Source organism: Actinomadura formosensis NBRC 14204 (genome assembly GCF_001552155.1).
Classification (GTDB): Bacteria; Actinomycetota; Actinomycetes; order Streptosporangiales; family Streptosporangiaceae; genus Spirillospora; species Spirillospora formosensis.
The window spans coordinates 42,257-64,688 of the sequence record NZ_BCQQ01000018.1 but is presented as its reverse complement, the minus strand read 5'-3'; the positions used below and the strand labels follow the sequence as shown (position 1 = coordinate 64,688).

Genomic DNA, 22,432 nt, shown 5'->3' with positions numbered 1-22,432 from the left:
TGAGTGCCAGTCCGGACTCCGCCGGGCTGAGTCAGCTAGGAGGAACCGTGCCGACGTATCAGTACGTTTGCACCGAGTGCGGCGAGCCTCTGGAGGTCGTGCAGAAGTTCAGCGACGACGCGCTGACCGAATGCCCGGCGTGCAGCGGCAGGCTCCGCAAGGTCTTCTCCGCGGCGGGGATCATCTTCAAGGGGTCGGGTTTCTACCGCACCGACAGCCGCGGCTCCGGCAAGTCGTCCTCGACCGTGGGCTCCTCGTCCAATGGCTCGTCCGGCGGCTCAGCCAACGGTTCGGCCGACGGCTCCTCTGGCGGCGACTCCGCCACCTCCGGGGCGTCCTCGTCTTCGTCTGGCGGCGACTCCTCGTCGTCCAGCAAGGCCGGCTCTTCGTCCGAAAAGGTCGCCTGACCTTCTAGGTCTCCCCTACGCCGCACCGGGGGATCCGAGCGCGGATCCCCCGGCTTTCGCCATGCCCGGACGCCGGCCGCGGCCGGCCCCCTTCCCGGTTATCCACAATCGGCGAACGCCCTGCCGGGGACCGGCGCGGGATGGCTAGTGTCGGCGCCATGGCCACTTCCGGTTCCCAGCCCGCCGCCGAGATCGGGGTCATCGGCGGCTCCGGCTTCTACTCGTTCCTCGACGACATCGAGGAAGTCCAGGTCGACACCCCCTACGGCCCGCCGAGCGACCCCATCGCGGTCGGCGAGCTGGCCGGGCGCCGCGTCGCGTTCGTCCCCCGGCACGGCCGCGACCACCGGTTCCCGCCGCACCGGATCCCGTACCGGGCCAACCTGTGGGCGCTGCGCTCCCTCGGCGTCCGGCAGGTACTGGGGCCGTGCGCGGTCGGCTCGCTGACCCCCGGCTACGGGCCCGGCACGCTCGCCGTCCCCGACCAGCTCGCCGACCGGACGTCCGGACGCGCCCAGACCTTCTACGGCGAGGGCGCCGCGATCCACGTGTCGTTCGCCGACCCGTACTGCCCCACCGGCCGCCGCACCGCCATCGAATCCGCCCGCGCCTCCGCCTGGGAGCCCGTCGACCGCGGCACGCTCGTCGTCATCGAGGGCCCGCGCTTCTCCACCCGCGCCGAGTCCCGGTGGTTCGCCTCCCAGGGCTGGACGCTGATCGGCATGACCGGCCACCCGGAGGCCGTCCTCGCCCGCGAACTCGCGCTCTGCTACACCTCCCTCTGCCTCGTCACCGACCTGGACGCGGGCATCGAGGAGGGCGACGGCGTCACGATGGAGGAGGTCCTCCGGGTCTTCGGCCAGAACATCGGCCGCCTGCGCGCCCTGGTCACCGACGTGGTCAAGGCGCTGCCCACCGAGCGCACCTGCCCCTGCCCGAACGTCCTGGACGGCATGAAGCTCCCCCTGGAACTGCCGTGAACACCCGGTTAACCCGCCTGCGGCGGCCGCTGGCGGCCCTGTTCGCCGCGGCCGCCGCCGGCCTCGCCCTGCTCGCGCTCCGGCCGGGAGCGCCCCCGTCCGCCCGCGTCCTCGCCGCCGCCCGCGACCTCCCCGCGGGGACGGCCCTCGGCCCCTCCGATCTGCGTCCCGTGGCCCTGCCGCCCGCCTCCGTCCCGGCCGGCGCGCTCCGCACGGGCGCCGTGGGCCGCGTCATCGCGGGCCCCATGCGCCAAGGCGAACCTCTGACCGACGTCCGCGTGATAGGCGACGCCCTACTCCGCGGCTACGGCCCCGGCAAGGTGGCCACCCCGGTCCGCATAGCCGACCCCGACGCCGTCCGGCTGCTCCATCCGGGCGACCGCATAGACGTCCTCACGACTCCCACCGGCGAACCCGAGCCCCCCGAAGAAGCCCGCGGCCCGACCGGCGACCGTCCGTTCCAGGGTGCTGCGGACGCTCCCGGCAACGCCCAAGAATCATCGCCCAGACCTCGTCAGGTCCAGCCCGCCCTGGGCCGACCGCCGGCGTGGCGTCCCTTCACAACGAAGACACGAGCCGCCACAGAGCCGAACTGGAACGACGCCCGCGTCGTGGCGTCCGACGTCCCGATCGTGGCGATCCCGCCGAAACCCGAAGACACCGCGCAAGACGGCGCACTGATCGTTCTGGCGACCGACAGACCCCAGGCGCTGGCCCTGGCCGCAGCCGGCCCCCACCTGTCCCTGACGATCACCGGCCCCTAGAGGACGCCCACGCCACCGTGGGGGCCCGGCACGCGAACCGGGCACCGGCGCCCGCTCGCGACGCCGACCGGCCGGCGTCGCGAAAGCCACAGGCGGTCGAGGGACGGCGCTGTGTCCGGCACCGACACTCCCGGGACTTGAGCCGGCCGCCGGGAAGGAGCCGGAGACCACCGGCAATCGCAGCGGGCGAAAAGGAAGCCGCAGGTCGTGGAGCATGGCCGACTTGGCGGAACAGGGAGGGATCACTACGATCCGTTGCCGTTCCGGCGCCCCCTCAGCCAGGGGGCCGCACCCCCGACATCCCCTGGAGCCCCCATGAGCGGATTCAAGAAGTTCCTGTTCCGCGGAAACCTGGTCGAGCTGGCGGTCGCGTTCGTCGTCGGGGCCGCGTTCGCGGGCCTGGTGAAGGACTTCGCGAACTCGTTCATCACCCCGCTGATCGCGCTCATCGGCGGCAAACCCGACTACACACGGCTCGCCGTCAAGATCGACGGCACCACGTTCCCGTACGGGATCTTCCTGACGTCCGCGATCACGTTCCTCATCACGGCGGCGATCGTCTACTTCCTGGTCGTCCTGCCGACCACCAAGCTGATCGAGCGGATGGACCGCGGCAAGGAGGCCACCGAGCGCGAATGCCCGCAGTGCCTCAGCGATATCCCGCTGAAGGCCAGCCGCTGCCGCTACTGCACGTCGGAGGTCGTCCCCGCGACCGAGACCCCCTATTAGGCCCCCTCACCCGTTCTCGGTCCCGTACTCCCAGTGCCAGGGCTCGAACGGGTTGCTGTAGGCCCACGCCGGATGAATCCATCCGTACGTCCCGGCGTGGGCCTCCATCCAGTTGAACTGGACCGACCCCGAACTCTGGATACCGCCGCACAGGTCGAGTGCCTGGCCCTTGCCGTGGTTGCTCGTCCCGGGAACGGCCGCGAACCCCGGCCGCCGGGCGTACACGGCATGCTGCTCGGACAGGCTCCGGTACGCGTCCGTCACGCACATGTCCCGGCCGAACTGGCGCTTGTAGGCGGCGTTCAGCTTGTAGAACGCGAGCGCCGCGTCCGCCCGCAGCCTGTGCCCGCCCTTCTGCGGCAGCGGGCACAGGTACTTCGCCGGGATCAGCCCGTTGGGGAACTTCTTCGCGTCCGCGGCGAGGCTCTTGTCGCAGCCGAGTTCCAGCCGCTTCTGGCGGGTCACCGCGAGCTTGTCGAGCATCGTGTTGAGCTGCTTCGTCAGCTGCGCCGACTTGGTCTTCAGCCCGTCCACCTCCTGCTGGAGGCGGGTCTGCTCCACCGCGTTGCGCGACTGCAGCTCCTGCGCGGTGGACGCGAGCCGCCGCCGCCGGTCCTGCAGCTCGCCGGCGCGGTCCACCAGTGCCTGCTGCGACTGGGCGAGCAGCGTCACGTCCGCCGTCGAACGCAGCGCGTGGCCCGGGTCGCCGCCCCCGAAGATCGCCATGGACCCGGCCGCGCCGCTCTGCTGGTAGGCGGTGTTCGCGAGCTTCGCCAGCGGCCCCCGGATCCGGTTCAGCTCGGCCTCCGCCACGGCGAGGTCCTTCAGCGTGCCGCGCAGCTTCACCTGCGAGGCGGCGAGGTCCTTCTGCCGGCCCTTCATCTGCTCGGTGGCCTTCTCCAGCTCGTCCCGAGCCTTCGACGCCTCGCGGCGCAGCGACTCCAGCGAGTCGGCCGGGCTCGTCGCCGCGACCGCGGCGCCGTGCGATGACAGCATCGCCGTCACCAGGAAGACCGCGATCAGCGCCGCCGACCGGGGGTTCGGCACGGTGGTTTTCCTCCAGATGCCCGAATGCGGAACAGCGGCAGAACGCTACTACAGGTCCACGATGACCTGCGCGTAACCGCTTCAGTCGTCATGGTCACCTTGCCGCTCGCACCACCGGTGCATCCACCCGACGTCGTCCCAGCCCGCCGGGCACGGCCGCCGTGTCCGCCGCGTCGGGGACGGCGACGCCGTGGGAGTCGTCGTCCTGCGCGGCCTCACCACCGGCACGGACGGCTGCGGCGGCGCCTTCGTCCCCACCTGCGGCGCCATCTCGGGCGGCACGTACCTGCCGTACGTCGGCTCGCCCTCCGGCGTGGCCGGCGCGGCGTTCTGCGCCGGCGCCGACCCCGGCCGCTCCCGGACGGGCCCGTCCCGCATCCCGAACACGACCGCGCCCGCCAGCACGACGGGAACCGCGAGGGCACCGACGATCACCACGACCCGTCTACCCCGGGACGCACCTTCGTCCACCCCGTCCTCGACGGCCTTTGTCTTTGATTGCCCGCGATGCCGTCCGGTCACGGCACTGAAGCGTACCCACCCCGGCCCCACCCGGCCTAGAACTTCCACCAGCCCCATAAGAAGAAGCGCCCACCGCCCCCTTTCCCCTACCCTGTACGTGCCGTCCGCTACGCTCTTGCCGCAAGCGACGACATGCCTCCGTAGCTCAGGGGATAGAGCACCGCTCTCCTAAAGCGGGTGCCGCAGGTTCGAATCCTGCCGGAGGCGCGCAGGTAGAGGCCCGGTTGCGATCTTGGCGGCTGGGCCTTCGCGCTCTCTCGGCGCTCCCATAGCCGATAGATCTTGGTTACCCCCGGCCTCCGGCGCTCTCCGGAGGGCTCCGGCCGACCGGCGGACGGCTACGGGCGGGAGTGGACCAAGATCATCATTGCTGCCGCCAACCAGCGCCAACTCCCGCCATCGGTTATAGTGGCCCCGTTCGCTTGTTCCAATGGACGTTCGCCACAGGATGACGGGCGTAAGCCGGAGGACGCATAGCGGTTCGCAAGAGCGCCATTGAGATAGTCGGTGCTCGACAGCAGCCGGTCAAGTGACGACCAATCGACTCTTGGAGTCGGAGGGTTGTCCCTGACCGGCTTTTTGGCGTTCTAGGGCACCCCTCCGACTCCCCGAGAAAGGGAGTAGGAGCAATGGGCGCACCGAAGCCGCAGGTCTGGTTCAACATCGAAGAGGCGGCCGAATTCGTCGGCCTGACGCCGCGCCAGCTCACGCGGCGAGTCCAGGAAAAGACCATCCCCCACTACCGGCCGTCCGGGATCACCGGCCCGGTGAAGTTCCACCGGGACGACCTCAGCGAATACATGGCCTCGTGCCGTGTGGAGGCCGCGCGATGAGCAAGCTCATTCCGCCCGACCTCCAGGGAATCGGCCTCAGGGTGATTACGGAGCCCTGGGGAACGGACCGCCCTCCCTCGTGGTTCTTCGGCGATATTCAGGAACAGAGCACCTTCGGGATCGAACTCAAGACCTCCGTCGCCGGGGACGCATCTTTCAGTGGACTTTTCCAACTCCGGTACTGCTTCTGCGGAGAAGACGAGACAGACGTCAAGCACCGCCATATCTACATCCCGTGGCGGCGGATTCTCCTGGTCGAGCCGGATGAAGTGATGTTCGGCTGGAGCTGCAAACCCCTCCAGCATCCCAAGACATTTCCGCTCTGCGACTGCTGAGCAAACACCAGAGGCCCCGCAGTCTGGGCAACTGCGGGGCCTCCTGGAAAGGAGTCCGGTGAGCAATCCGGACGGAATTAGGAGATAGGAGCAATACTAGCTAATGCCGAAGAACAAGCCGCAACTCCCGAAGTCCCGGGTGGCGAAGCTGGCGGAGTCGAACCTGTTCCCCGTATTCGAATGCGCATATCCGTACCGGGGGCCGAACGGGGAAGACCGGGCCGTTAAGCTGCGCTTCCGGCTGCTCGATATGGCGACGGGGAAGCCGCCCGAAGATGGGCGGGATACGAAGACCTTTGAGGTCAAGCACAAGCGCGGGAACTACTGGCGAAGCGGGATAGGTCCGTACGCGCGGACGGCTATCTACAACCTGCCGACTGCTACGAAGGCGAAGGCCCACGGCCGGACGATCTATTACACCGAAGGCGAGAAAGACGCCTCCAACGCGCAGCGCCATTGGAATGTGTGCGCGGTCGCCCATTACCAGGGCGGAACCGGAGCCACTCCCGAGCAGGCCCGGTTGCTGGCCGGAAGCCGCTCCCGAATCGTCCTAGTCCGCGATATGGATCTAGTCGGGGCGTACGTCGCCTGGCAGAATGCGCGCGCTCTCCTAGCAGCCGGTCAGCCAGCCGACAAAATCACATTCGCGCGTCCAGCACTGGACTTCCCGAAAGCCGACCTTTCCGACCACATCGAGAAAGGGCTAGGCGCGAAGGACCTGGTTGAGGAAAGGCCGCTCGAAGTGGCGAAGCTCTATGACGCATATATGGAGCTGCGAGCGAAGTCCGGTCGTCGCCGGTGGATGGGGAGTGACGCGCGATGAGTGAACTCGAAGACCTGATGGACGACCGGCCGGAGCCGGATCCGGTGAACCTGCGGAAGCCGCTAAGCGAATACCTCCCCAGTGACTGGGGCCGCGCCGAACTCCTCCGCGACCGGCACAACGAGGAAATGTTCTGGGTGACGGACGGGAAGACCGGGGAATGGCGGATCTACGACAACGAGGGCTGGCGGAAGGATGAGGACGGGCTTGTTGACCGCTGGGCAAAGGAAGCGGTCCAGGAACTCATCGAAGATGCGGAGAAGCGCCTTTCCAAGGCGCGTGAGGCCGGAGATGAGAACGCCCTGAAGGAGGCCCAGAGGGCCCGGACCTACGCCTATAGCTGCACGAACCGGGCGAAGATCCGGGCGATGCTGGAAACGGCTAGGACGGTCGATAAGGGCCGCACCGTGCCCCGGTCGAAGTTCGATGCGGACCCGACGCTGCTCGGGACGGAGAACGGGACTCTGGGCCTACTGAAGGGAGGCGCGCTGTTCGGTCCGTCCGCCCGTACGGACTTCATCTCTCGGAGAACCGGGACGCCATATCGATACGGCGCTCAGTCGAAGATGTGGGACCGATACCGGGAGACATTCCTGCCCGATAAGGAAATGGAGCACTTCCTCCAGCGCCTTGCCGGATATGGAATGGTCGGCGGGAATCCGGATGGCCTGTGGGTAATTCTCCACGGTGGGCCGAACTCCGGAAAATCCACATTCTTGAACATGATTGGAGCGGCTCTCGGTGATTACGCCTCCGGGATGAATCTGTCCTCTCTGCGAGGGAAGTTCGATGCTGGCCCGCGCGAGGATGTCGCTGCAATCCTTCCCGCCCGATTCGCTCTCGCCTCCGAATTGTCGGAGGTCCGCGAACTCCACGCCGACCAGATCAAGATGTTCACCGGCTCCGACCCGATCAGCTTCGAGCGGAAGTTTGGTGCACAGGAAACTCTGCTGCCGCAATTCCTCCCGATGGTCGCGACAAATACGATGCCGCGCGTTCGTGGAGCGGACCAGGCCCTAGCGTCCCGGATCTGTGTCGTCCCTTTCTCGCATTCGGTTCCGCGAAAGACCCGGGTGGGCTCCGACATGGCGGAAGACCCGGACGCGCTAGCCGCTTTCCTGGCCTGGATGGTCGAAGGGTGGGATTGGTACTGCGCGTACGGGCTTGGCCGGGAGACTTGGCCTGAGAGCGTTCTAGCCGCTGGCGCGGAGTACGAGGCCACCATGACCGAAGTCGCAGCCTTTATCGCTGAGGCGTGCGAGGTCGGGCCGGACCTCTATGAGCTGGCGGCCGCCACAGGGCCGCTATTCCAGGCATACACAAAGTGGTGTGAGAACGGGAACTCCAGGGGGATGACGCACGGTGAGTTCAGCGGGGAGCTGACCAACCTCGGATACGAACGCGGGCAGAAGTGGGAGAACGGGAAGAACAACAAAATCCGGCGCGGCTTGGCGCTTCGGAAGGAGTGGCTGCGTCTCGCCTAACCGATTCCTATCCGGGATCTATCCGGCCGGAGGTTAGCAGTTTCCGCAGGTCAGACCTATTCCTAACCGCCTAACCACCTTCTTAGAGAGGTATAGATAGGAGGTTAGGAGTAGGTAGGCCGAAGTGCAATAGGGAGGACCGGCCTAGATACGTATATATAGCTTCGGGCGGGGGAGGCCGGTTAGGCGGTTAGGCCGCAGGTCAGGACGCCTATCCGGGCGGTTAGAAGCCCGGATAGGCGGAGGTTAGACCCGGCCTTTCCCCGCGCGGACCCGGTAGATAGCAGAGAGAAGGAGAAGCAAAGTGACCGACTACCCACGACAGAACCAGCCGACGCCAAAGGCCCGGCCAGTAACTCAGAGCGCGTACGACGACAACGAGGAGGACCGCAAGCCGACCGTTCGCGTACCAGTCCGCACGGGAAAGCCCGGTTCACTCGGCACCGAGCGAATGGAGGAGATCGAAGCCGAAGCGGAAGCGGCTCAGCATTGGGACGATCGGCTATGGAGCGGCGGTGACCGGTCCGCCTCCAGCCCATTCGGACCGCGTTAGGAACGCCACTCCAATACGCCGGAGAGTCGCAACGCTCCGACCAGGGCAGATGTGTCCGCCGGCACCGGTGTTTGACCACATCGGAGCGTTGCGGCTCTCAATGGGGTGTAGGGGCCTTCGCATCTGATCCGACACAGCAAAAGGACCGCTGGGATGAGCAGCATTGCGTCTCCCACAAGGCCGCACATCCAGAAACCCGCTACGGTCCGTTAGCAGGAAAGGAGGCTCATCCCTTATGAGCAACCGGAGCACTTCACAGCAATTGCGCCTCGCATCGGCGAACGGGGAGGCCATTGCCGATCAGCGCACGAACAACGAGCAGCGCCTAGGCGGGGTGGAACTCGACTGGGACTCGCTCTCGCTCGGTATCCCGGAGGACTCCCCTGCTGAGGTCGAATGGAATCGGCTAGCCGACATCTACGCCGAGCAGGCCGGACGCTTCTTCGAGAGTGACCGGGAGATATTGGAGGCGTGGTGCACCTGGGTCGGTATTCGCCAGGAGGCCACCGGCCTACTCCACGAAGAGGGCCTGATGGTCCGGGGCCGCTCGAAGCCCGACAAAGACAGGTCCGTCCGTAACCCATTGGTGATTACCGTCGCGCAGGCCACGAAGGAACTCCGCGCGCTCGCACATCACCTCGGATTCTCGCCGGAGGCCCGGAAGCGCGCGGGTGTTATCGAGAAGGCGACCGAAAGGACGGGCAATGAAGACCTCCTCAGCGGGTAAGACGCCGGATGAATTGCTGCCCTCCCCGGTAGCTGACCTGATCCGGGAAGCCGTCGCCCGACACGTTCCCGCGTGGGTTCTCGCCAACCCGAACGTGCGCATTATCGGGACCGGCCCGGACCGGTTCCGGGGTGCGTGGTATGGGATCACGCTGAGGCTTGACGAAGACGACGATTGCGTATTCGCGGACTACTGGCTTCCGGAGGAAGGCGAGACCGGTCAAGCCTCATTCTCCGTCTGGCGCAATGGCGTCGAATCGCAGCGGACTCTCGAATGGGTGGAGTGATGAACGTCTACCAGTACACCGATGCCGATATCAGCGAAGAGGCCGCAGCCGCCTTCGTCGCGAAGGTCGCCGGTCACCTCCCTCCCGATTACACCGCCCGTACGGCTATCAGGTGGCCTCTCACGGTGGGGAGCGCGGAAGGCCAGCCGGGTATCCCGGCTTACCTGCTCGATGGCTCTGCGGCGCTCTGGACGCTTCCGGCCGGAGACGATTCGGCGGAACGCACGGTCCAGTTGGACAACGGAGGGCTGGAGGTGACGAAGTACCGGAATGGCAATGAAGTAGACCGCGCCACTTTCGAGTAATCTCCGTAACAACCGTTCGTTGAAGTATTCCCGCCAGCGCACAGCGCGGCCCGTTTACACGTACGGATGTTTCTGCAAACGCATCCGAAGGGCTAGGGAGATGAACAAGTCTCTTCAGCGCCGCATCGCGGATTTCCAGCCGCGCGCGGAGAAGGCGCTGAAAATCATCGAGGCATGCGAGCTTCACCAGACGGAGCCGACTCCGGATCAGGCCCAATTCCTCAAGGGCGTTCGGGTGGAGGCGCTGCGCCTCAAGGACATCGCCGCGCAGGAGGAGAAGGACAACCAGCTTCGCGCCGGTCTGAAGGCGCTCGGCAATGAAATCGGCGGGATGTCGCCGGAAGGGAAGGAAGCGCCGATGAATTCGCCGCAGCAGAAGGAGCGGACCCTCCCCGGAAAGGTCCGGACCTCCGGCGGATCCGGCGAATGGGCGAAGGCCGTCAGCGAGTACAGCGACCGGCTGACGGGCGGGATGAAGTCGCTCATCGCGACCGGCAATATCCCCGTCACCGTCCCGCTGGCTCCGGAGCCCATTCGGGAAGGCGTCCCGGTCCTTTCCCTGCGCCAGCTCATCCCGATGGCTCCGGGGAACGCGCCGTACTGGAGCTACGTCCGGCAGACGACCCGGACCAACAATGCGTCCACGGTCGCGACGGGCAAGAGGAAGCCCACTTCGTTCTACACCGTCACGCGGGTGGAGAACCGGCTGCGGACCATCGCGCACCTTTCGGAGCCGATCCCGAATCAGCTCCTGGAGGATGCGGCCGCGCTCCAGAACTTCCTGGAGGCGGAAATGCGGCTGGGGATGGAACTGGAGCTGGAGGACCAGATCCTCAACGGGAACGGCTCCACGACCGGCGTGCTGGACGACTTCACCGGAATTCTCAACACCTCCGGGACGCAGACTCAGGCCTGGGACACCGCAGGCGACGAATTCACCACGACCCGAAAGGCCGTCACGAAGCTGGAGAACTCCTCCATCGCTCCGACCGGCTGGGTCATGAACCCCAATTCGTGGGAGCGCTTCGAGCTTCAGGTGGACGCCAATTCCCGGTACCTCCTCGGGAATGCGCCGGTCGACCGGGCCGCGCGTCGGCTCTGGGGCCTGCCGGTCGTTCTGTCGACCTCCATCGCCGACAACGCCGCCGTTCTAGCCGACTGGGGAACGGCGACCGCACTTCACGTCGGCTCCGAAGGAAAGCTGTCGTGGACGGAGGCGATGTACCGCGATGATCAGTTCGGCGCTGGCGTCCCGGGCTCCGACTTCGAAGGGAATATGACGACCTTCAGATTTGAGGGGCGATTCGGCCTGGACGTCCTCAACCCGTTCGCGGTTGTGGAGGTCGACCTCACGGAGCCTCCCGCGCCGTAACCAAAGACCTCCGCGTCAAAGTCACCAGCCCGAATGCTTTCCGCCCGGGAACTGGAATCTATGGCGGTAGCTCCCTTTAACAGCTGGGGGAGCGCACCAATCGATCTCACTCAGGGCCGCCAGCGCGGAAACAACAGAAGGCCCCGACCGGATCACACCGCCCGGTCGGGGCCTTCGTCGTCTCTCGTGTGTTCTAGGCTGTGCCGGGCGGTCGGGGGCATATACGCGATGTCCCCGGCCGTCTCCGGCCCGTACGAGCCAGCTCCGGGCCGCTTAGCGGAACCGCTGCCCCGTTCGGGAGGCGCTCGCCAGGGCTAGGGCTGATCGGTACTGGCCGGTTGAGAACGGGATCCCCGCGCGCCGCGTCCGCTCGATGAAGCAGCGGATGACGGCTTCCCGGTAGGTCGCCGCGTCGATCTCCGTTCCGTCATCGCGGCGAATGCAGCGGAAGTAGTCGCCGGTCCAGTAGGTCGCGTACTCCGGGATGGGTAGTTGGTGACTCACGTCACGTAGTCGTGTCATACAGCAAAACTTACGTTGCTGTGCTACCCCTGGCTACCCCTTGGGGTAGCTATGCGCCGTAGGGGGCAGCTTCCTACCGTGTCGATCATGCCCATTGACCGCGCCTCCCGGATCCCGCCCTCTCGCCAGATAGCGGACGCCATCCGGGCGCGCATCGAGTCCGGCGACATCCCGCCCGGACGCCGGATCCCGTCGCTTACGGAGCTGGAGGCGGAGTACGACGTGGCCCGGGATACGTTGCGGAAAGCCGTCCGCATTCTGAAGGACGCCGGATTGGTGGAGACCGTCCCCGGGATGGGCGTTTATGTCGTGGAGCCGGACTCCGGAGAGCCTGGAGCTGAGCCGGACGACACTCCGGGGCCCTAGCGTGGCCGGAGACCAGCGGAGGGCACACGGGGCAGACTCGGACACCCGTCCGACCCTCCGCGCTGGGGAGCGTCCACTACGGCCACGCCTAGACACAGCAGAGGCCCGACCGGTTGGCCGGGCCTCTGCTACGGGGTAGGGAACGGCTACGCCTGCCGCCGGAGCGGTACCACGTTGCCCTTTCGATTGGCGCTGCCGGCACGCAGATTCCCTAGCGCGTTGCGAACGGCGTCATTCGCCTTGTCGCGGTCGGGATGAACGTAAATCGCCATCGTCGTCTCCACGGACGCATGGCCCATCATTCGCGAGATCGTCTTAATGTCGACTCCGGCGTCATACAGCCACGAGCCGTACGAGTGGCGGAGGTCGTGGAACCGATAGCTGGAGTCCAGGCCCGCCGCTGCGAGGGCCTTCTTGAAGTACCGGCCGTACCACGCCTTGTGGCGGAGAAGCTTCGTGTAGTCGAAGCGGATGACGTCGAATTTGCCCGTGACGGGGTTCTTGCCCCTCCGACCCTTTGCGGTTCCGACGAATAGCGGGAGCTTCTTTCCCGGGTGCTGAACGTCGTCGCGCTCCCCGAACCATGCGGCTGCGGCCTTTTCGTGCTCCCGGATGTAGGCGCGAAGTTCTTCGAGGATGTACGGGTCTAGAGTGACCTCCCGCTTGGCCTTCCGCGACTTCGGTTCGTCGTAAGAGAGGATGCCATTGATGTCGGTGACCTCGCGTCGGACGCGGACGATGCCCGCCGCTAGGTCGATATCGCGGAGCTGGAGTCCGGCCACCTCACCGGCCCGGAGGCCCGTATACGCCGTGAACAGGGCGAGGAATCCGAAGGGGTGCGGAAGGGCTGCGGCGAGTCTCTCGACTTCTTCGGGCTCCAGTCGTCGCCCTTCGTCCTCATCGGTGAGGAGGGCCCACGGCTGGAATTTCGGGATCTCGACATCTGCGCACGGGTTGACCGCGACGCGCTTGAGTCGGAGCTGTTCCTTCATAACCTGCTTGAGCAGAATGAACGACTTTCGGATGGTGCCGCCGGACTTACCGGCCCTCTCCATATCGGAGACCCATTCCTGCACCGCTTCCTCGGTGATGGCGGAGACTGGCGCGCTACCGAATCGGTTGCGGAGGAGAAGGCGCTGCGGGTCGGGCTCCGGCCGCTTCGATTCGCCTAGGCCGAGCAGACCTTTGTAGTCGTTGTAGGTCCGCTCCTTGAGGTTCCGGCGACCGTTTAGCCATTGGCGCGCTGCGTCGTTGAAGACGACCGATCCGGCTTTGTCGTCCACGTACAACTGCTCGCGGCTGGAGTCCTCAAATTTGATCTGCCAGGCTTTTGCGTCCTTCTCCCGGATGAAGCCGCCCTTTGTGCGCTTCTTCCCGGTGAGAGGGTCGGTGTAAGAGACCTCCCACCGCCTCTTGCTTTTCGGGAGATTCTTCGTTTTGTAGCTGACCCGGATGTGACTCGCCATTTCCCTGCTCCTTTGCCCCTCCGCCGTATCGGGCGGAATCGGGACGTTACGCCATGTAGCAGGGCAGACACTAAGCGTTGCGGCCGGTTGGCGCTCCTCCGGCGCTCCCAACGGCGCGGTAGGCGGTGGAGAGCGACGGAGAGCCGTGGAGAGCTACGGGGACCGCAGAAGGTGCCGATGAGCAGGGCAAACAACAGTCCGGAGGTCGCCGGAGCTGGGCGGACGGCCGTCCGGCGCGCGGAGGGGTGAAATAACTCCTAAAGCGGGTGTCGCAGGTTCGAATCCTGCCGGGGGCGCCCCGTGGCCCGTGCGTGAGGGCGATCACGCACGGGTTTTTGATTGCTCAGGGGGTTCTCCCCACCTGCCGTGGGGCCGGGATGGCACCCGGCGTGGTGGTCAGCGGTGTTTGAGCGGGTGTTCCGCACGCAGGGCGCCGTCATCTGGGTGGCGTGGCCTTGCGGACTGCGATCTCGCCTCCCATCAGTCGGTTCTTCGGACTCCCCTCGGGACGGGTCCAGGTGGCTTGGTGGAGTTCGTTCTCCCTGACGGACTTGCTGGTTTCTGGCATTGAGTGTGTGTATGGGTTGTGTGAAGGGTGGGGGTGGCGGCGTAGGGAATCCGTCAAGATGGGATCGGTTGGGGGGCGGCGCATGTTGTCCTTCCAGGTGACGCCACCGGAGGGTGGGGTTTCGGCCTGGAAGGATGGGGAGCATGGCCAGAGGGCAGCTCCGCGTCTACCTCGGGGCCGCGCCCGGGGTGGGGAAGACCTTCGCGATGCTGGCGGAGGCGCGGCGGCGGCAGGAGCGCGGTACCGACGTGGTCGTCGGCTATGTGGAGACGCATGACCGGCCGCGCACTGCGGAGCTGCTGGAGGGGCTGGAGGTCGTCCCGCGCAGGAAGGTGACCTATCGCGGCGCGGAGTTCGGCGAGCTGGACGTGGCCGCGGTGATCGACCGTGCGCCCGCGGTCGTCCTGGTCGACGAGCTGGCGCACACCAATGTTCCCGGCACCGGGCACGCGAAGCGGTGGCAGGACGTCGAGGACATCCGGGACGCCGGGATCGACGTGATCTCGACCGTGAACATCCAGCATCTGGAGTCGGTCAACGACGTCGTCGAGCAGATCACCGGGGTGACGCAGCGGGAGACGCTGCCGGACGAGATGGTCCGCCGCGCCGACCAGGTGGAGCTGGTCGACATGGCGCCGGAGGCGCTGCGGCGGCGGATGGCGCACGGCAACATCTACCGGCCGGAGAAGGTGGACGCGGCGCTGTCCAACTACTTCCGGGTCGGCAACCTGACGGCGCTGCGGGAGCTGGCGCTGCTGTGGCTGGCCGGCAAGGTGGACGAGCAGCTCGACCGGTACCGGGCCGACCACGGCATCGGCGGGACGTGGGAGACGCGCGAGCGTGTCGTCGTCGCGCTGACCGGTGGCCCGGAGGGGGACACGCTGCTGCGCCGCGCCGCCCGCATCACCGCCCGCTCGAAGGGCGCGGACCTGCTCGCGGTGCATGTCGCGCGCGGTGACGGCCTGGCCGGGGCACGGCCCGGCGACCTGGCGCGGCAGCGGCACATCGTGGAGGGGCTGGGCGGCACCTACCACCAGGTCATCGGGGACGACGTGCCGCAGGCGCTGCTCGATTTCGCGCGGGGCGTGAACGCGACGCAGCTCGTCCTCGGGGTGTCGCGGCGGGGACGGTTCGCGCAGCTGCTGCGGCCGGGGATCGGGGTGACGACGACGGCGCGGTCCGGCTCGATCGACGTGCACATGGTCACGCACGAGCAGGCGCGGCACGGCGTCGGGCGGCCGGGCCGGGAGCAGGGGTTGTCGGTGAGCCGCCGGCTCGGCGGGCTGCTGCTGGCCGTGGCCGGGCTGCCGCTGTTGACGGCCGGGCTGCTGACGGCGCGCCCGGCGATCTCGCTGCCGTCCGACATCCTGTTCTTCCTGGCGGCGGTGGTCGCGATCGCGCTGGTCGGCGGGATGTGGCCGGCGCTGCTCTCGGCGGTCGCCGGGTTCCTGCTGCTCAACTGGTTCTTCACCCCGCCGGTGAACCGGCTGACCGTCTCCGATCAGGAGAACCTGCTGGCCCTGGCGGTGTTCGTGCTGGTCGCGATCGGGGTGAGCGTCGTGGTGGACCGCGCCGCGCGCCGGTCCCGGGAGGCGGCGCGGCTGGGGACCGAGGCGGAGGTCCTGTCCACGCTGGCGGGGGACGTCCTGCGCGGCGAGCACGCGCTCGGGGCCGTCCTCGGGCGGCTGCGGGAGACGTTCGCGCTCACGTCGGTCACGCTGCTGGAACGTCCCTCGGCGGACGGGGACTGGCGGATCGTCGCGACCGTCGGCGGCCGTCCGTGCGCCTCGCCCGGCGACGGCGACGCCGAGATCCCGGTCGGGGACGATCTGGCACTGGCGGTCCGCGGCCGTCCGATGCCGGCCGGGGACCGGCGCGTCCTGGAGGCGTTCGCCCTCCAGGCGGCGGGGGCGCTGCGGCAGCAGCGGCTGCGGGCGGAGGCGGAGAAGGCGCGTCCGCTGGAGGCCGCCGACCGGATGCGGACCGCCCTGCTGAACGCGGTCAGCCACGACCTGCGCACCCCGCTGGCCTCGGCGAAGGCCGCCGTCGACAGCCTCGGCGGCACCTCGGTCGCCTGGACCGACGAGGAGCGCGCCGAGCTGCTCGACACCGCCCGGCAGTCGCTGGACCGGCTTGACCGGCTGGTCGCGAACCTGCTGGACATGAGCCGGTTGCAGGCGGGCGTCCTCGGTATCGCCGCGCGCCCCCTGGCGCTGGACGAGGTGGTGCCGCGCGCCCTCGACGATCTGGGCGGCGGCGCGGTGACGGTGGAACTCGCCGCGGATCTGCCCGAGGTCTCCGCCGACCCGGCCCTGCTCGAACGCGTCCTGGTCAACCTCATCGCCAACGCGCTGCGGCACAGCCCGCCCGGCGAGCCCGTGCTGATCACCGCGGGCGCGATCCGCGACCGGGTGGAGCTGCGGATCGCCGACCGCGGGCCCGGCATACCGTCCGGCGAGCGCGAACAGGCGTTCCTGCCGTTCCAGCGGCTCGGCGACCGCGACAACCACACCGGCGTCGGGCTCGGGCTGGCGCTCGCACGCGGGCTCACGGAGGCGATGGGCGGTGAGCTGATCCCCGAGGACACCCCGGGCGGCGGCCTCACGATGATCGTCGCGCTGCCCGTCCACCGGAAGGAGACACCGTGACCCGGGTCCTCGTCGTCGACGACGAACCCCAGCTCCTGCGGGCGCTGCGGATCAACCTGCGGGCCCGTGAGTACGAGGTGGAGGTCGCCGCCGACGGCACCACCGCGCTGCGCCGGGCCGGCTCGTGGCATCCGGACCTGGTCGTCCTCGACCTCGGCCTGCCCGATCTGGAGGGCATCGAGGTGATCCACGGGCTGCGCGGCTGGACGCAGGTGCCGATCATCGTGCTGTCGGGACGGGCGGGCAGCGGCGACAAGGTCGAGGCGCTGGAGGCCGGCGCCGACGACTACGTCACCAAGCCGTTCGACATCGAGGAGCTGGTCGCGCGCATCCGCGCGGTGACCCGCCGGATCTCCTCCCCCGATTCCGTCACGCCCGTCCAGGTGGGCGGGCACACGATCGACCTGGCGGCGAAGACGGTGTCGGGCGGCGTGCATCTGACGCCCACCGAATGGCGGCTGCTGGACGTCCTGCTCCGCAATCCCGGCAAGCTCGTCGCCCAGCAGCAGCTCCTCACCACGGTGTGGGGCCCGGCGTACCGGAGCGAAACCCACTACCTGCGCCAGTACATGGCCCAACTGCGCCGCAAGCTGGAGCTCGACCCGTCCCATCCCCGGCACCTGCTGACGGAGCCGGGGATGGGCTACCGCTATCAGCCCTGACGGGCCGGGAACGCGCGGTCGAGGGCGAGGTTGAGCTTGAGGACGTTGACGGCCGGTTCGCCCATGAAGCCGAGGGCACGTCCGGTCGTGTTCTGCCGGACGAGGCGCGCGACCTGGGCGGGTGTGGTGCCGCGCGCCTGGGCGACGCGCTCGGTCTGGAGGCCGGCGTAGGCGGGTGAGATGTGCGGGTCCAGGCCGCTGCCGCTCGCGGTGACGGCGTCCGGCGGGACGGCGGGTTCCGCGGGTGCGTCGCCCCGGACGGGGACGATCAGCCCGGTCGCGTAGTTCTCGCCGAACCGGGCCAGTTCGACCTTGACCCCCTTGTAGGACGCGAGGAACGGCGCCTTCACCACGCCTTGCTCCTCGTTCAGGCTGACGACGCGGGTCGGGTGCGGGATCGTCCCGTCCGCCGCGCGGTGCCCGAAGACGGCCAGCACCGCGCCGGCACCGCCGGGGGTGCAGAACGGGCGCGCGCCGCTCACGCCGTTGAACTCGCCGATCGCCCTGCTGCGCGCACAGACCTGGGTGAGCAGGCTCTGGCTCGCGTTCGGGTCGGTCTTGCCGAGTTCGGGGTTGGGCAGGGTGTCGACGATGTCCTCGGGGCCGAGGTTGCTCGCGCCGGAGGCCGCCGGATCGTAGCCGCCGGTGGACGGGCGTCCCTGGAAGTACTGCTTGAGCGGTTCACCGTTCTTGCCGGTGAACGACTGGCCGATCAGCTCGCTGCCGACCGTCCGGCCATGGGAGGTGACGAGGGAGCCGTCGGCGTGGTGCTTGAGGCCGGGAAGCCGCCCGGCCCCGTAGACGGCCAGCGGGTAGGCGACGCCGAGCAGCACGGTCAGCACGAGCAGGGCGCGGAGCGCGGCCAGATGCCGCCGGAGCCAGGTTGGGTACCGCATGTCAGGACATCCCCGGAACGAAACGAATGAACAGGTCGATGAGCTTGATGCCGACGAACGGCGCGACGATGCCGCCCAGCCCGTAGACGTACAGGTTCCGCGAGAGCAGCTTGGACGCGCTGCTGGGGCGGTACTGGACACCGCGCAGGGCCAGCGGGATCAGCGCGATGATGATCAGCGCGTTGAACACGACGGCGGACAGGATCGCCGACTGCGGGCTGTGCAGCCGCATGATGTTGAGGGCGTCCAGGCCCGGATACAGGCCGGCGAACAGCGCCGGGATGATCGCGAAGTACTTGGCGATGTCGTTGGCGATCGAGAACGTGGTGAGGGCGCCGCGGGTGATGAGCAGCTGCTTGCCGATCTCCACGATCTCGATGAGCTTGGTGGGGTCGGAGTCCAGGTCGACCATGTTCCCGGCCTCCTTGGCGGCCGAGGTGCCGGTGTTCATGGCGACGCCGACGTCGGCCTGCGCGAGGGCGGGGGCGTCGTTGGTGCCGTCCCCGGTCATCGCGACGAGCCGGCCGCCCTCCTGCTCCCGCTTGATGAGCGCGAGCTTGTCCTCGGGCCTGGCCTCGGCGAGGAAGTCGTCCACCCCGGCCTCGTCCGCGATGGCCTTGGCGGTCAGCGGGTTGTCGCCGGTGATCATCACGGTGCGGATGCCCATCCGGCGCATCTCGTCGAACCGCTCCCGCATCCCGGCCTTCACCACGTCCTTGAGGTGGATGACGCCCAGCACCTTCGCCGTGTCGTCCGCGACCTCGCCGACGACCAGCGGTGTGCCGCCGCTCGCCGAGATGCCGTCCACGATCCGGCCCAGTTCGGCCGGCACGGTCCCGCCCCGCTCGCGCACCCAGTCGGCGACCGCGCCCGCGGCGCCCTTGCGCAGCACCCGGTCCGGCTTGCCGTCCCCGGAATCGTCCAGGTCCACGCCGCTCATCCGGGTCTGCGCGGTGAACGGCACCCAGGTGGCGTGGGACAGCTCGCCGGGCGTGCGTTCGCGCAGGCCGTGGCGCTCCTTGGCCAGCACCACGACCGAGCGGCCCTCGGGGGTCTGGTCGGCCAGGCTGGACAGCTGCGCCGCGTCGGCCAGCTCGTCCGCGCTCACGCCCGCGACCGGCAGGAACTCGGCGGCCTGCCGGTTGCCGAGGGTGATCGTGCCGGTCTTGTCCAGCAGCAGCGTGTTGACGTCGCCCGCCGCCTCGACGGCGCGGCCCGACATCGCCAGGACGTTGCGCTGGACGAGCCGGTCCATGCCCGCGATGCCGATCGCCGACAGCAGCGCCCCGATCGTGGTGGGGATCAGGCAGACCAGCAGCGACACCAGCACGATCCCGGTGACGCCGTGCGCGTCCAGGGCGAGGGTGTCGCCGACGCCGGGGTTGCCGCTTTTGGAGTAGATCGCCAGCGGCTGGAGCGTCGCGACGGCCAGCAGGAAGATGATCGTCAGCGCGGCGAGCAGGATGTTGAGCGCGATCTCGTTCGGGGTCTTCTGCCGGCTCGATCCCTCGACCAGCGCGATCATGCGGTCGATGAACGACTCGCCGGGTTTTTGGGTGATCTTGACGATGATGCGGTCGGACAGCACCTTCGTCCCGCCGGTCACCGCGGACCGGTCACCGCCGGACTCGCGGATCACCGGGGCGGACTCGCCGGTGATCGCCGACTCGTCCACGCTGGCGATGCCCTCGACCACGTCCCCGTCACCGGGGATGATCTCGCCGGCCTCGACGATGACAAGGTCGCCCTGCCGCAGCTGGGGGGCGCCGATCTCCTCCTCGCGGACGTCCCTGTCCCCCGGCCTCCAGCCGATCAGGCGGCGTGCCACGGCGTCGGTCTTGGCCCGGCGCAGCGCGTCCGCCTGTGCCTTGCCCCGGCCTTCGGCAACCGCCTCCGCCAGGTTGGCGAAGACGACGGTGAGCCAGAGCCACACCGCGATCAGCCAGCCGAACGCGCTCGGGTGCAGGCCGGCCAGGACCGTGGTCCACACGGCGCCGATCTCCACGATGAACATGACCGGGTTGCGCCACAGGGTGCGCGGATCGAGCTTGCGCGCCGCGTCCGGGAGGGACTTCGCCAGCTGCTTCGGATCGAGCAGGCCGCCCCGGACCTTGCCCTCTCCGCGGCGTCCGGGCGGCTGCGGCGCCGGACTCGGAGTCTGGAGGGTTCGCGTCGTCATGAGTGGATTCCTTCGGCCAACGGCCCCAGCGCCAGCGCGGGGAGGAACGTGAGGGCGACGAGGATGACGGTGACCCCGACGACCATCCCGACGAACTGGGGACGGTGCGTGGGCAGCGTGCCGCCCGACTCGGGGGCGTGTCCCTGCCGCGCCAGCGATCCCGCCAGCGCCAGCACGAAAATCATCGGTATGAAACGGCCGAGGGCCATGCACAGGCCGAGCGCCGTGTCGTAGAAGACGGTGTTGACGGTCAGCCCGGCGAACGCCGAGCCGTTGTTGTTGGACGCCGAGGTGAACGCGTACAGCACCTCCGACAGCCCGTGCGGCCCGTGGTTGAGCATCCCGGCCCGGCCGCTGTCGGTCGCCATCGCCACGCCCGTGCCCACCAGCACCAGGATCGGGGTGATGAGGAAGTACATCGCCGCGAACTTGATCTCGCGGGACCCGATCTTCTTGCCGAGGTACTCGGGGGTCCGGCCGACCATCAGCCCGGCGACGAACACGGTGATCACGGCCAGGATCAGCATCCCGTACAGGCCGGAGCCGACCCCGCCGGGCGCGACCTCGCCGAGCATCATGTTGACCAGCGTCATCATGCCGCCGAGGCTGGTGTAGGAGTCGTGGAAGGAGTCCACGGCGCCGGTGGAGGTCAGCGTGGTCGCCCCCGCGAACGTCGCCGAGTTCGCGACGCCGAACCGCGTCTCCGCGCCCTCCGTCGCGGCCCCGGCCGCGGTCGGGACGGTCCCGTGGTGCATGAGCTGGAAGACGTTGACCAGTGCGACGCTGACGACGGCGATCGTGCCCATCACCGCGAGGATCGCGTAGCCCTGCCGGTTCTGCCCGACCAGGCGGCCGAACGTCCGGCACAGCGAGAACGGGATCACCAGGATCAGGAAGATCTCCAGCCAGTTCGTCCATGCCACGGCGTTCTCGAACGGGTGCGCGGAGTTGGCGTTGTAGAAGCCGCCGCCGTTGGTGCCGAGCTCCTTGATCACCTCCTGGCTCGCCACCGGGCCGCCGGGGATCTTCTGCTGGACCCCGGCGAGCGTGTCGGCCACATGGCCGCCGCCGAAGTTCTGCACCAGCCCGCCGGCGATCAGCACGACCGCGCCGGCGAACGCGATGGGCAGCAGGATCCGCAGGCAGGTGCGCGTCAGGTCGACCCAGAAGTTGCCGAGGTTCCCGGTCCGCTTCCGCGCGAACCCGCGGATCAGCGCGACCGCGACGCACATGCCCGTGGCGGCGGACACGAAGTTCTGCACCGCGAGACCCGTCATCTGCACCAGGTGGCCCATCGTCGTCTCGCCGGAGTACGACTGCCAGTTGGTGTTGGTGACGAAGCTGACCGCGGTGTTCCACGCCTGGTCCGGCTTGACCGGGGCGAATCCGAGGCTGAGCAGCAGATGGTTCTGCAGCCGCTGCAGCCCGTACAGGAACAGGATGCCGAGCAGCGAGAAGGCCAGCACGCTGCGGGCGTACACGCCCCACGTCTGCTCCCCGTCCGGATCGGCGCCCACGAGCCGGTAGACGGCGCGTTCCGCCCGGCTGTGCTCCCGGCGGCTGTAAACGCGATACATGTAATCGCCCAGCGGCCGGTAGACCACCGCCAAGGCGATTATGAGGGACCCAATGAAAAGGACCCCCGCGAGAGTTGTATTCATTTAGAAACGCTCCGGGAACAACAGTGCCGCCACCAGGAACAGGACCAGCACCACCGCGAGCGCCAGCCCGACGGTGTTCTCGACGGTCACAGCTTCTCCACGCCCTTCACCAGCAGGCCGAGCAGGGCGAACACCGCCACCGTCAGCAGCACGAAGACCACGTCGGCCACGATCGGCTCCCTCATCGAATTCCCCGACACATACCCGGTCGGACGATTCTCACGATAAGGAGGATTTCCGGTGTGCTGCCGTTCGCTACGCGATATTGACACCGTCGCCGCCGATCCTGACGCGGCG

Annotated in this window: 23 protein-coding genes and 1 tRNA gene; 16 read left to right on the top strand and 8 right to left on the bottom strand. The window is 68.2% G+C overall.

Going from position 1 to position 22,432, the window contains the following annotated elements; translation table 11 throughout:
• Window positions 1-47 precede the first annotated feature (47 nt).
• The 4 genes from AF1_RS07145 (at window position 48) to AF1_RS07130 (ending at window position 2,880) form a co-directional block, all read left to right on the top strand.
• Window positions 48-407, top strand: coding sequence for an FmdB family zinc ribbon protein (locus AF1_RS07145; protein ID WP_067794211.1), 360 nt, complete (start codon window positions 48-50; stop codon window positions 405-407).
• Between the two features lie 158 nt (window positions 408-565).
• Window positions 566-1,387, top strand: coding sequence for an S-methyl-5'-thioadenosine phosphorylase (locus tag AF1_RS07140; RefSeq protein WP_067794210.1), 822 nt, complete (start codon window positions 566-568; stop codon window positions 1,385-1,387).
• Window positions 1,384-2,151 (top strand): SAF domain-containing protein, encoded by a 768-nt coding sequence (locus tag AF1_RS07135; protein WP_067794209.1) that lies wholly within the window; start codon window positions 1,384-1,386, stop codon window positions 2,149-2,151. The genes AF1_RS07140 and AF1_RS07135 overlap by 4 nt, the downstream gene beginning before the upstream one ends.
• Before the next feature lie 315 nt (window positions 2,152-2,466).
• Window positions 2,467-2,880, top strand: coding sequence for an MscL family protein (locus AF1_RS07130; protein ID WP_067794208.1), 414 nt, complete (start codon window positions 2,467-2,469; stop codon window positions 2,878-2,880).
• 6 nt (window positions 2,881-2,886) lie between these two features.
• On the opposite strand, the gene AF1_RS07125 is transcribed toward AF1_RS07130, so the two are convergent.
• Together AF1_RS07125 and AF1_RS07120 are read right to left on the bottom strand one after the other, a co-directional pair.
• A complete protein-coding gene (locus AF1_RS07125) occupies window positions 2,887-3,927 on the bottom strand; it encodes a D-alanyl-D-alanine carboxypeptidase family protein (RefSeq protein ID WP_067794207.1) in 1,041 nt (346 codons plus the stop codon).
• An 81-nt stretch (window positions 3,928-4,008) separates the two neighbouring features.
• A complete protein-coding gene (locus AF1_RS07120) occupies window positions 4,009-4,362 on the bottom strand; it encodes a hypothetical protein (RefSeq protein ID WP_131732673.1) in 354 nt (117 codons plus the stop codon).
• A 221-nt stretch (window positions 4,363-4,583) separates the two neighbouring features.
• Between AF1_RS07120 and AF1_RS07115 the strand changes: the two genes are divergently transcribed.
• The 9 genes from AF1_RS07115 to AF1_RS07075 all read left to right on the top strand — a co-directional run bounded on the left by AF1_RS07115 (window position 4,584) and on the right by AF1_RS07075 (window position 11,167).
• Window positions 4,584-4,656 (top strand) — tRNA-Arg (locus AF1_RS07115).
• 422 nt (window positions 4,657-5,078) lie between these two features.
• Window positions 5,079-5,282, top strand: coding sequence for a helix-turn-helix domain-containing protein (locus tag AF1_RS07110; protein ID WP_067794205.1), 204 nt, complete (start codon window positions 5,079-5,081; stop codon window positions 5,280-5,282).
• Window positions 5,279-5,617 carry a hypothetical protein gene (locus AF1_RS07105; protein ID WP_067794204.1) on the top strand — a complete coding sequence of 113 codons (339 nt, stop codon included), beginning with the start codon at window positions 5,279-5,281 and terminating at the stop codon, window positions 5,615-5,617. Before AF1_RS07110 ends, AF1_RS07105 begins: the two co-directional genes overlap by 4 nt.
• 103 nt (window positions 5,618-5,720) lie before the next feature.
• Window positions 5,721-6,440 carry a toprim domain-containing protein gene (locus tag AF1_RS07100; protein WP_067794203.1) on the top strand — a complete coding sequence of 240 codons (720 nt, stop codon included), beginning with the start codon at window positions 5,721-5,723 and terminating at the stop codon, window positions 6,438-6,440.
• Window positions 6,437-7,924: a DNA primase family protein gene (locus AF1_RS07095; RefSeq protein WP_067794202.1), complete on the top strand. Its 1,488-nt coding sequence runs from the start codon at window positions 6,437-6,439 to the stop codon at window positions 7,922-7,924. The genes AF1_RS07100 and AF1_RS07095 overlap by 4 nt, the downstream gene beginning before the upstream one ends.
• 788 nt (window positions 7,925-8,712) lie before the next feature.
• Window positions 8,713-9,204 carry a phage terminase small subunit P27 family gene (locus AF1_RS07090; RefSeq protein ID WP_067794201.1) on the top strand — a complete coding sequence of 164 codons (492 nt, stop codon included), beginning with the start codon at window positions 8,713-8,715 and terminating at the stop codon, window positions 9,202-9,204.
• Window positions 9,182-9,490 (top strand): hypothetical protein, encoded by a 309-nt coding sequence (locus AF1_RS07085; protein WP_131732674.1) that lies wholly within the window; start codon window positions 9,182-9,184, stop codon window positions 9,488-9,490. The genes AF1_RS07090 and AF1_RS07085 overlap by 23 nt, the downstream gene beginning before the upstream one ends.
• On the top strand, window positions 9,490-9,795 hold the full coding sequence (locus tag AF1_RS07080) for a hypothetical protein (protein ID WP_067794199.1): 306 nt from the start codon (window positions 9,490-9,492) through the stop codon (window positions 9,793-9,795). Before AF1_RS07085 ends, AF1_RS07080 begins: the two co-directional genes overlap by 1 nt.
• Window positions 9,796-9,814: 19 nt before the next feature.
• A complete protein-coding gene (locus AF1_RS07075; RefSeq protein WP_131732675.1) occupies window positions 9,815-11,167 on the top strand; it encodes a phage major capsid protein in 1,353 nt (450 codons plus the stop codon).
• Window positions 11,168-11,440: 273 nt separating this feature from the next.
• Here AF1_RS07075 and AF1_RS07070 read toward each other — a convergent pair whose 3' ends face one another.
• Window positions 11,441-11,689 (bottom strand): hypothetical protein, encoded by a 249-nt coding sequence (locus tag AF1_RS07070; RefSeq protein ID WP_157419143.1) that lies wholly within the window; start codon window positions 11,687-11,689, stop codon window positions 11,441-11,443.
• 87 nt (window positions 11,690-11,776) lie between these two features.
• Here AF1_RS07070 and AF1_RS07065 point away from each other — a divergent pair, with 87 nt between their 5' ends.
• Window positions 11,777-12,055: a GntR family transcriptional regulator gene (locus AF1_RS07065; RefSeq protein ID WP_067794223.1), complete on the top strand. Its 279-nt coding sequence runs from the start codon at window positions 11,777-11,779 to the stop codon at window positions 12,053-12,055.
• 146 nt (window positions 12,056-12,201) lie between these two features.
• On the opposite strand, the gene AF1_RS07060 is transcribed toward AF1_RS07065, so the two are convergent.
• Entirely contained in the window at window positions 12,202-13,521 is a 1,320-nt protein-coding gene (locus AF1_RS07060) for a tyrosine-type recombinase/integrase (protein WP_067794196.1), read from the bottom strand.
• A 711-nt stretch (window positions 13,522-14,232) separates the two neighbouring features.
• Here AF1_RS07060 and AF1_RS07055 point away from each other — a divergent pair.
• Together AF1_RS07055 and AF1_RS07050 are read left to right on the top strand one after the other, a co-directional pair.
• Entirely contained in the window at window positions 14,233-16,737 is a 2,505-nt protein-coding gene (locus tag AF1_RS07055) for a sensor histidine kinase (RefSeq protein ID WP_067794195.1), read from the top strand.
• Window positions 16,734-17,399 (top strand): response regulator, encoded by a 666-nt coding sequence (locus AF1_RS07050; RefSeq protein WP_067794194.1) that lies wholly within the window; start codon window positions 16,734-16,736, stop codon window positions 17,397-17,399. The genes AF1_RS07055 and AF1_RS07050 overlap by 4 nt, the downstream gene beginning before the upstream one ends.
• On the opposite strand, the gene AF1_RS07045 is transcribed toward AF1_RS07050, so the two are convergent.
• Genes AF1_RS07045 through kdpF form a run of 4 tightly spaced genes read right to left on the bottom strand, consistent with a single transcriptional unit; the run spans window position 17,390 to window position 22,225 of the window.
• Entirely contained in the window at window positions 17,390-18,295 is a 906-nt protein-coding gene (locus AF1_RS07045; protein ID WP_067794193.1) for a potassium-transporting ATPase subunit C, read from the bottom strand. The two genes, AF1_RS07050 and AF1_RS07045, sit on opposite strands and share 10 nt — an antisense overlap.
• Before the next feature lies 1 nt (window position 18,296).
• On the bottom strand, window positions 18,297-20,474 hold the full coding sequence (kdpB, locus tag AF1_RS07040; RefSeq protein WP_067794192.1) for a potassium-transporting ATPase subunit KdpB: 2,178 nt from the start codon (window positions 20,472-20,474) through the stop codon (window positions 18,297-18,299).
• Window positions 20,471-22,135 carry a potassium-transporting ATPase subunit KdpA gene (gene kdpA / locus AF1_RS07035; RefSeq protein WP_067794191.1) on the bottom strand — a complete coding sequence of 555 codons (1,665 nt, stop codon included), beginning with the start codon at window positions 22,133-22,135 and terminating at the stop codon, window positions 20,471-20,473. Before kdpA ends, kdpB begins: the two co-directional genes overlap by 4 nt.
• Window positions 22,136-22,225 carry a K(+)-transporting ATPase subunit F gene (gene kdpF / locus AF1_RS36180; RefSeq protein ID WP_084262525.1) on the bottom strand — a complete coding sequence of 30 codons (90 nt, stop codon included), beginning with the start codon at window positions 22,223-22,225 and terminating at the stop codon, window positions 22,136-22,138.
• Between the last annotated feature and the right edge of the window lie 207 nt (window positions 22,226-22,432).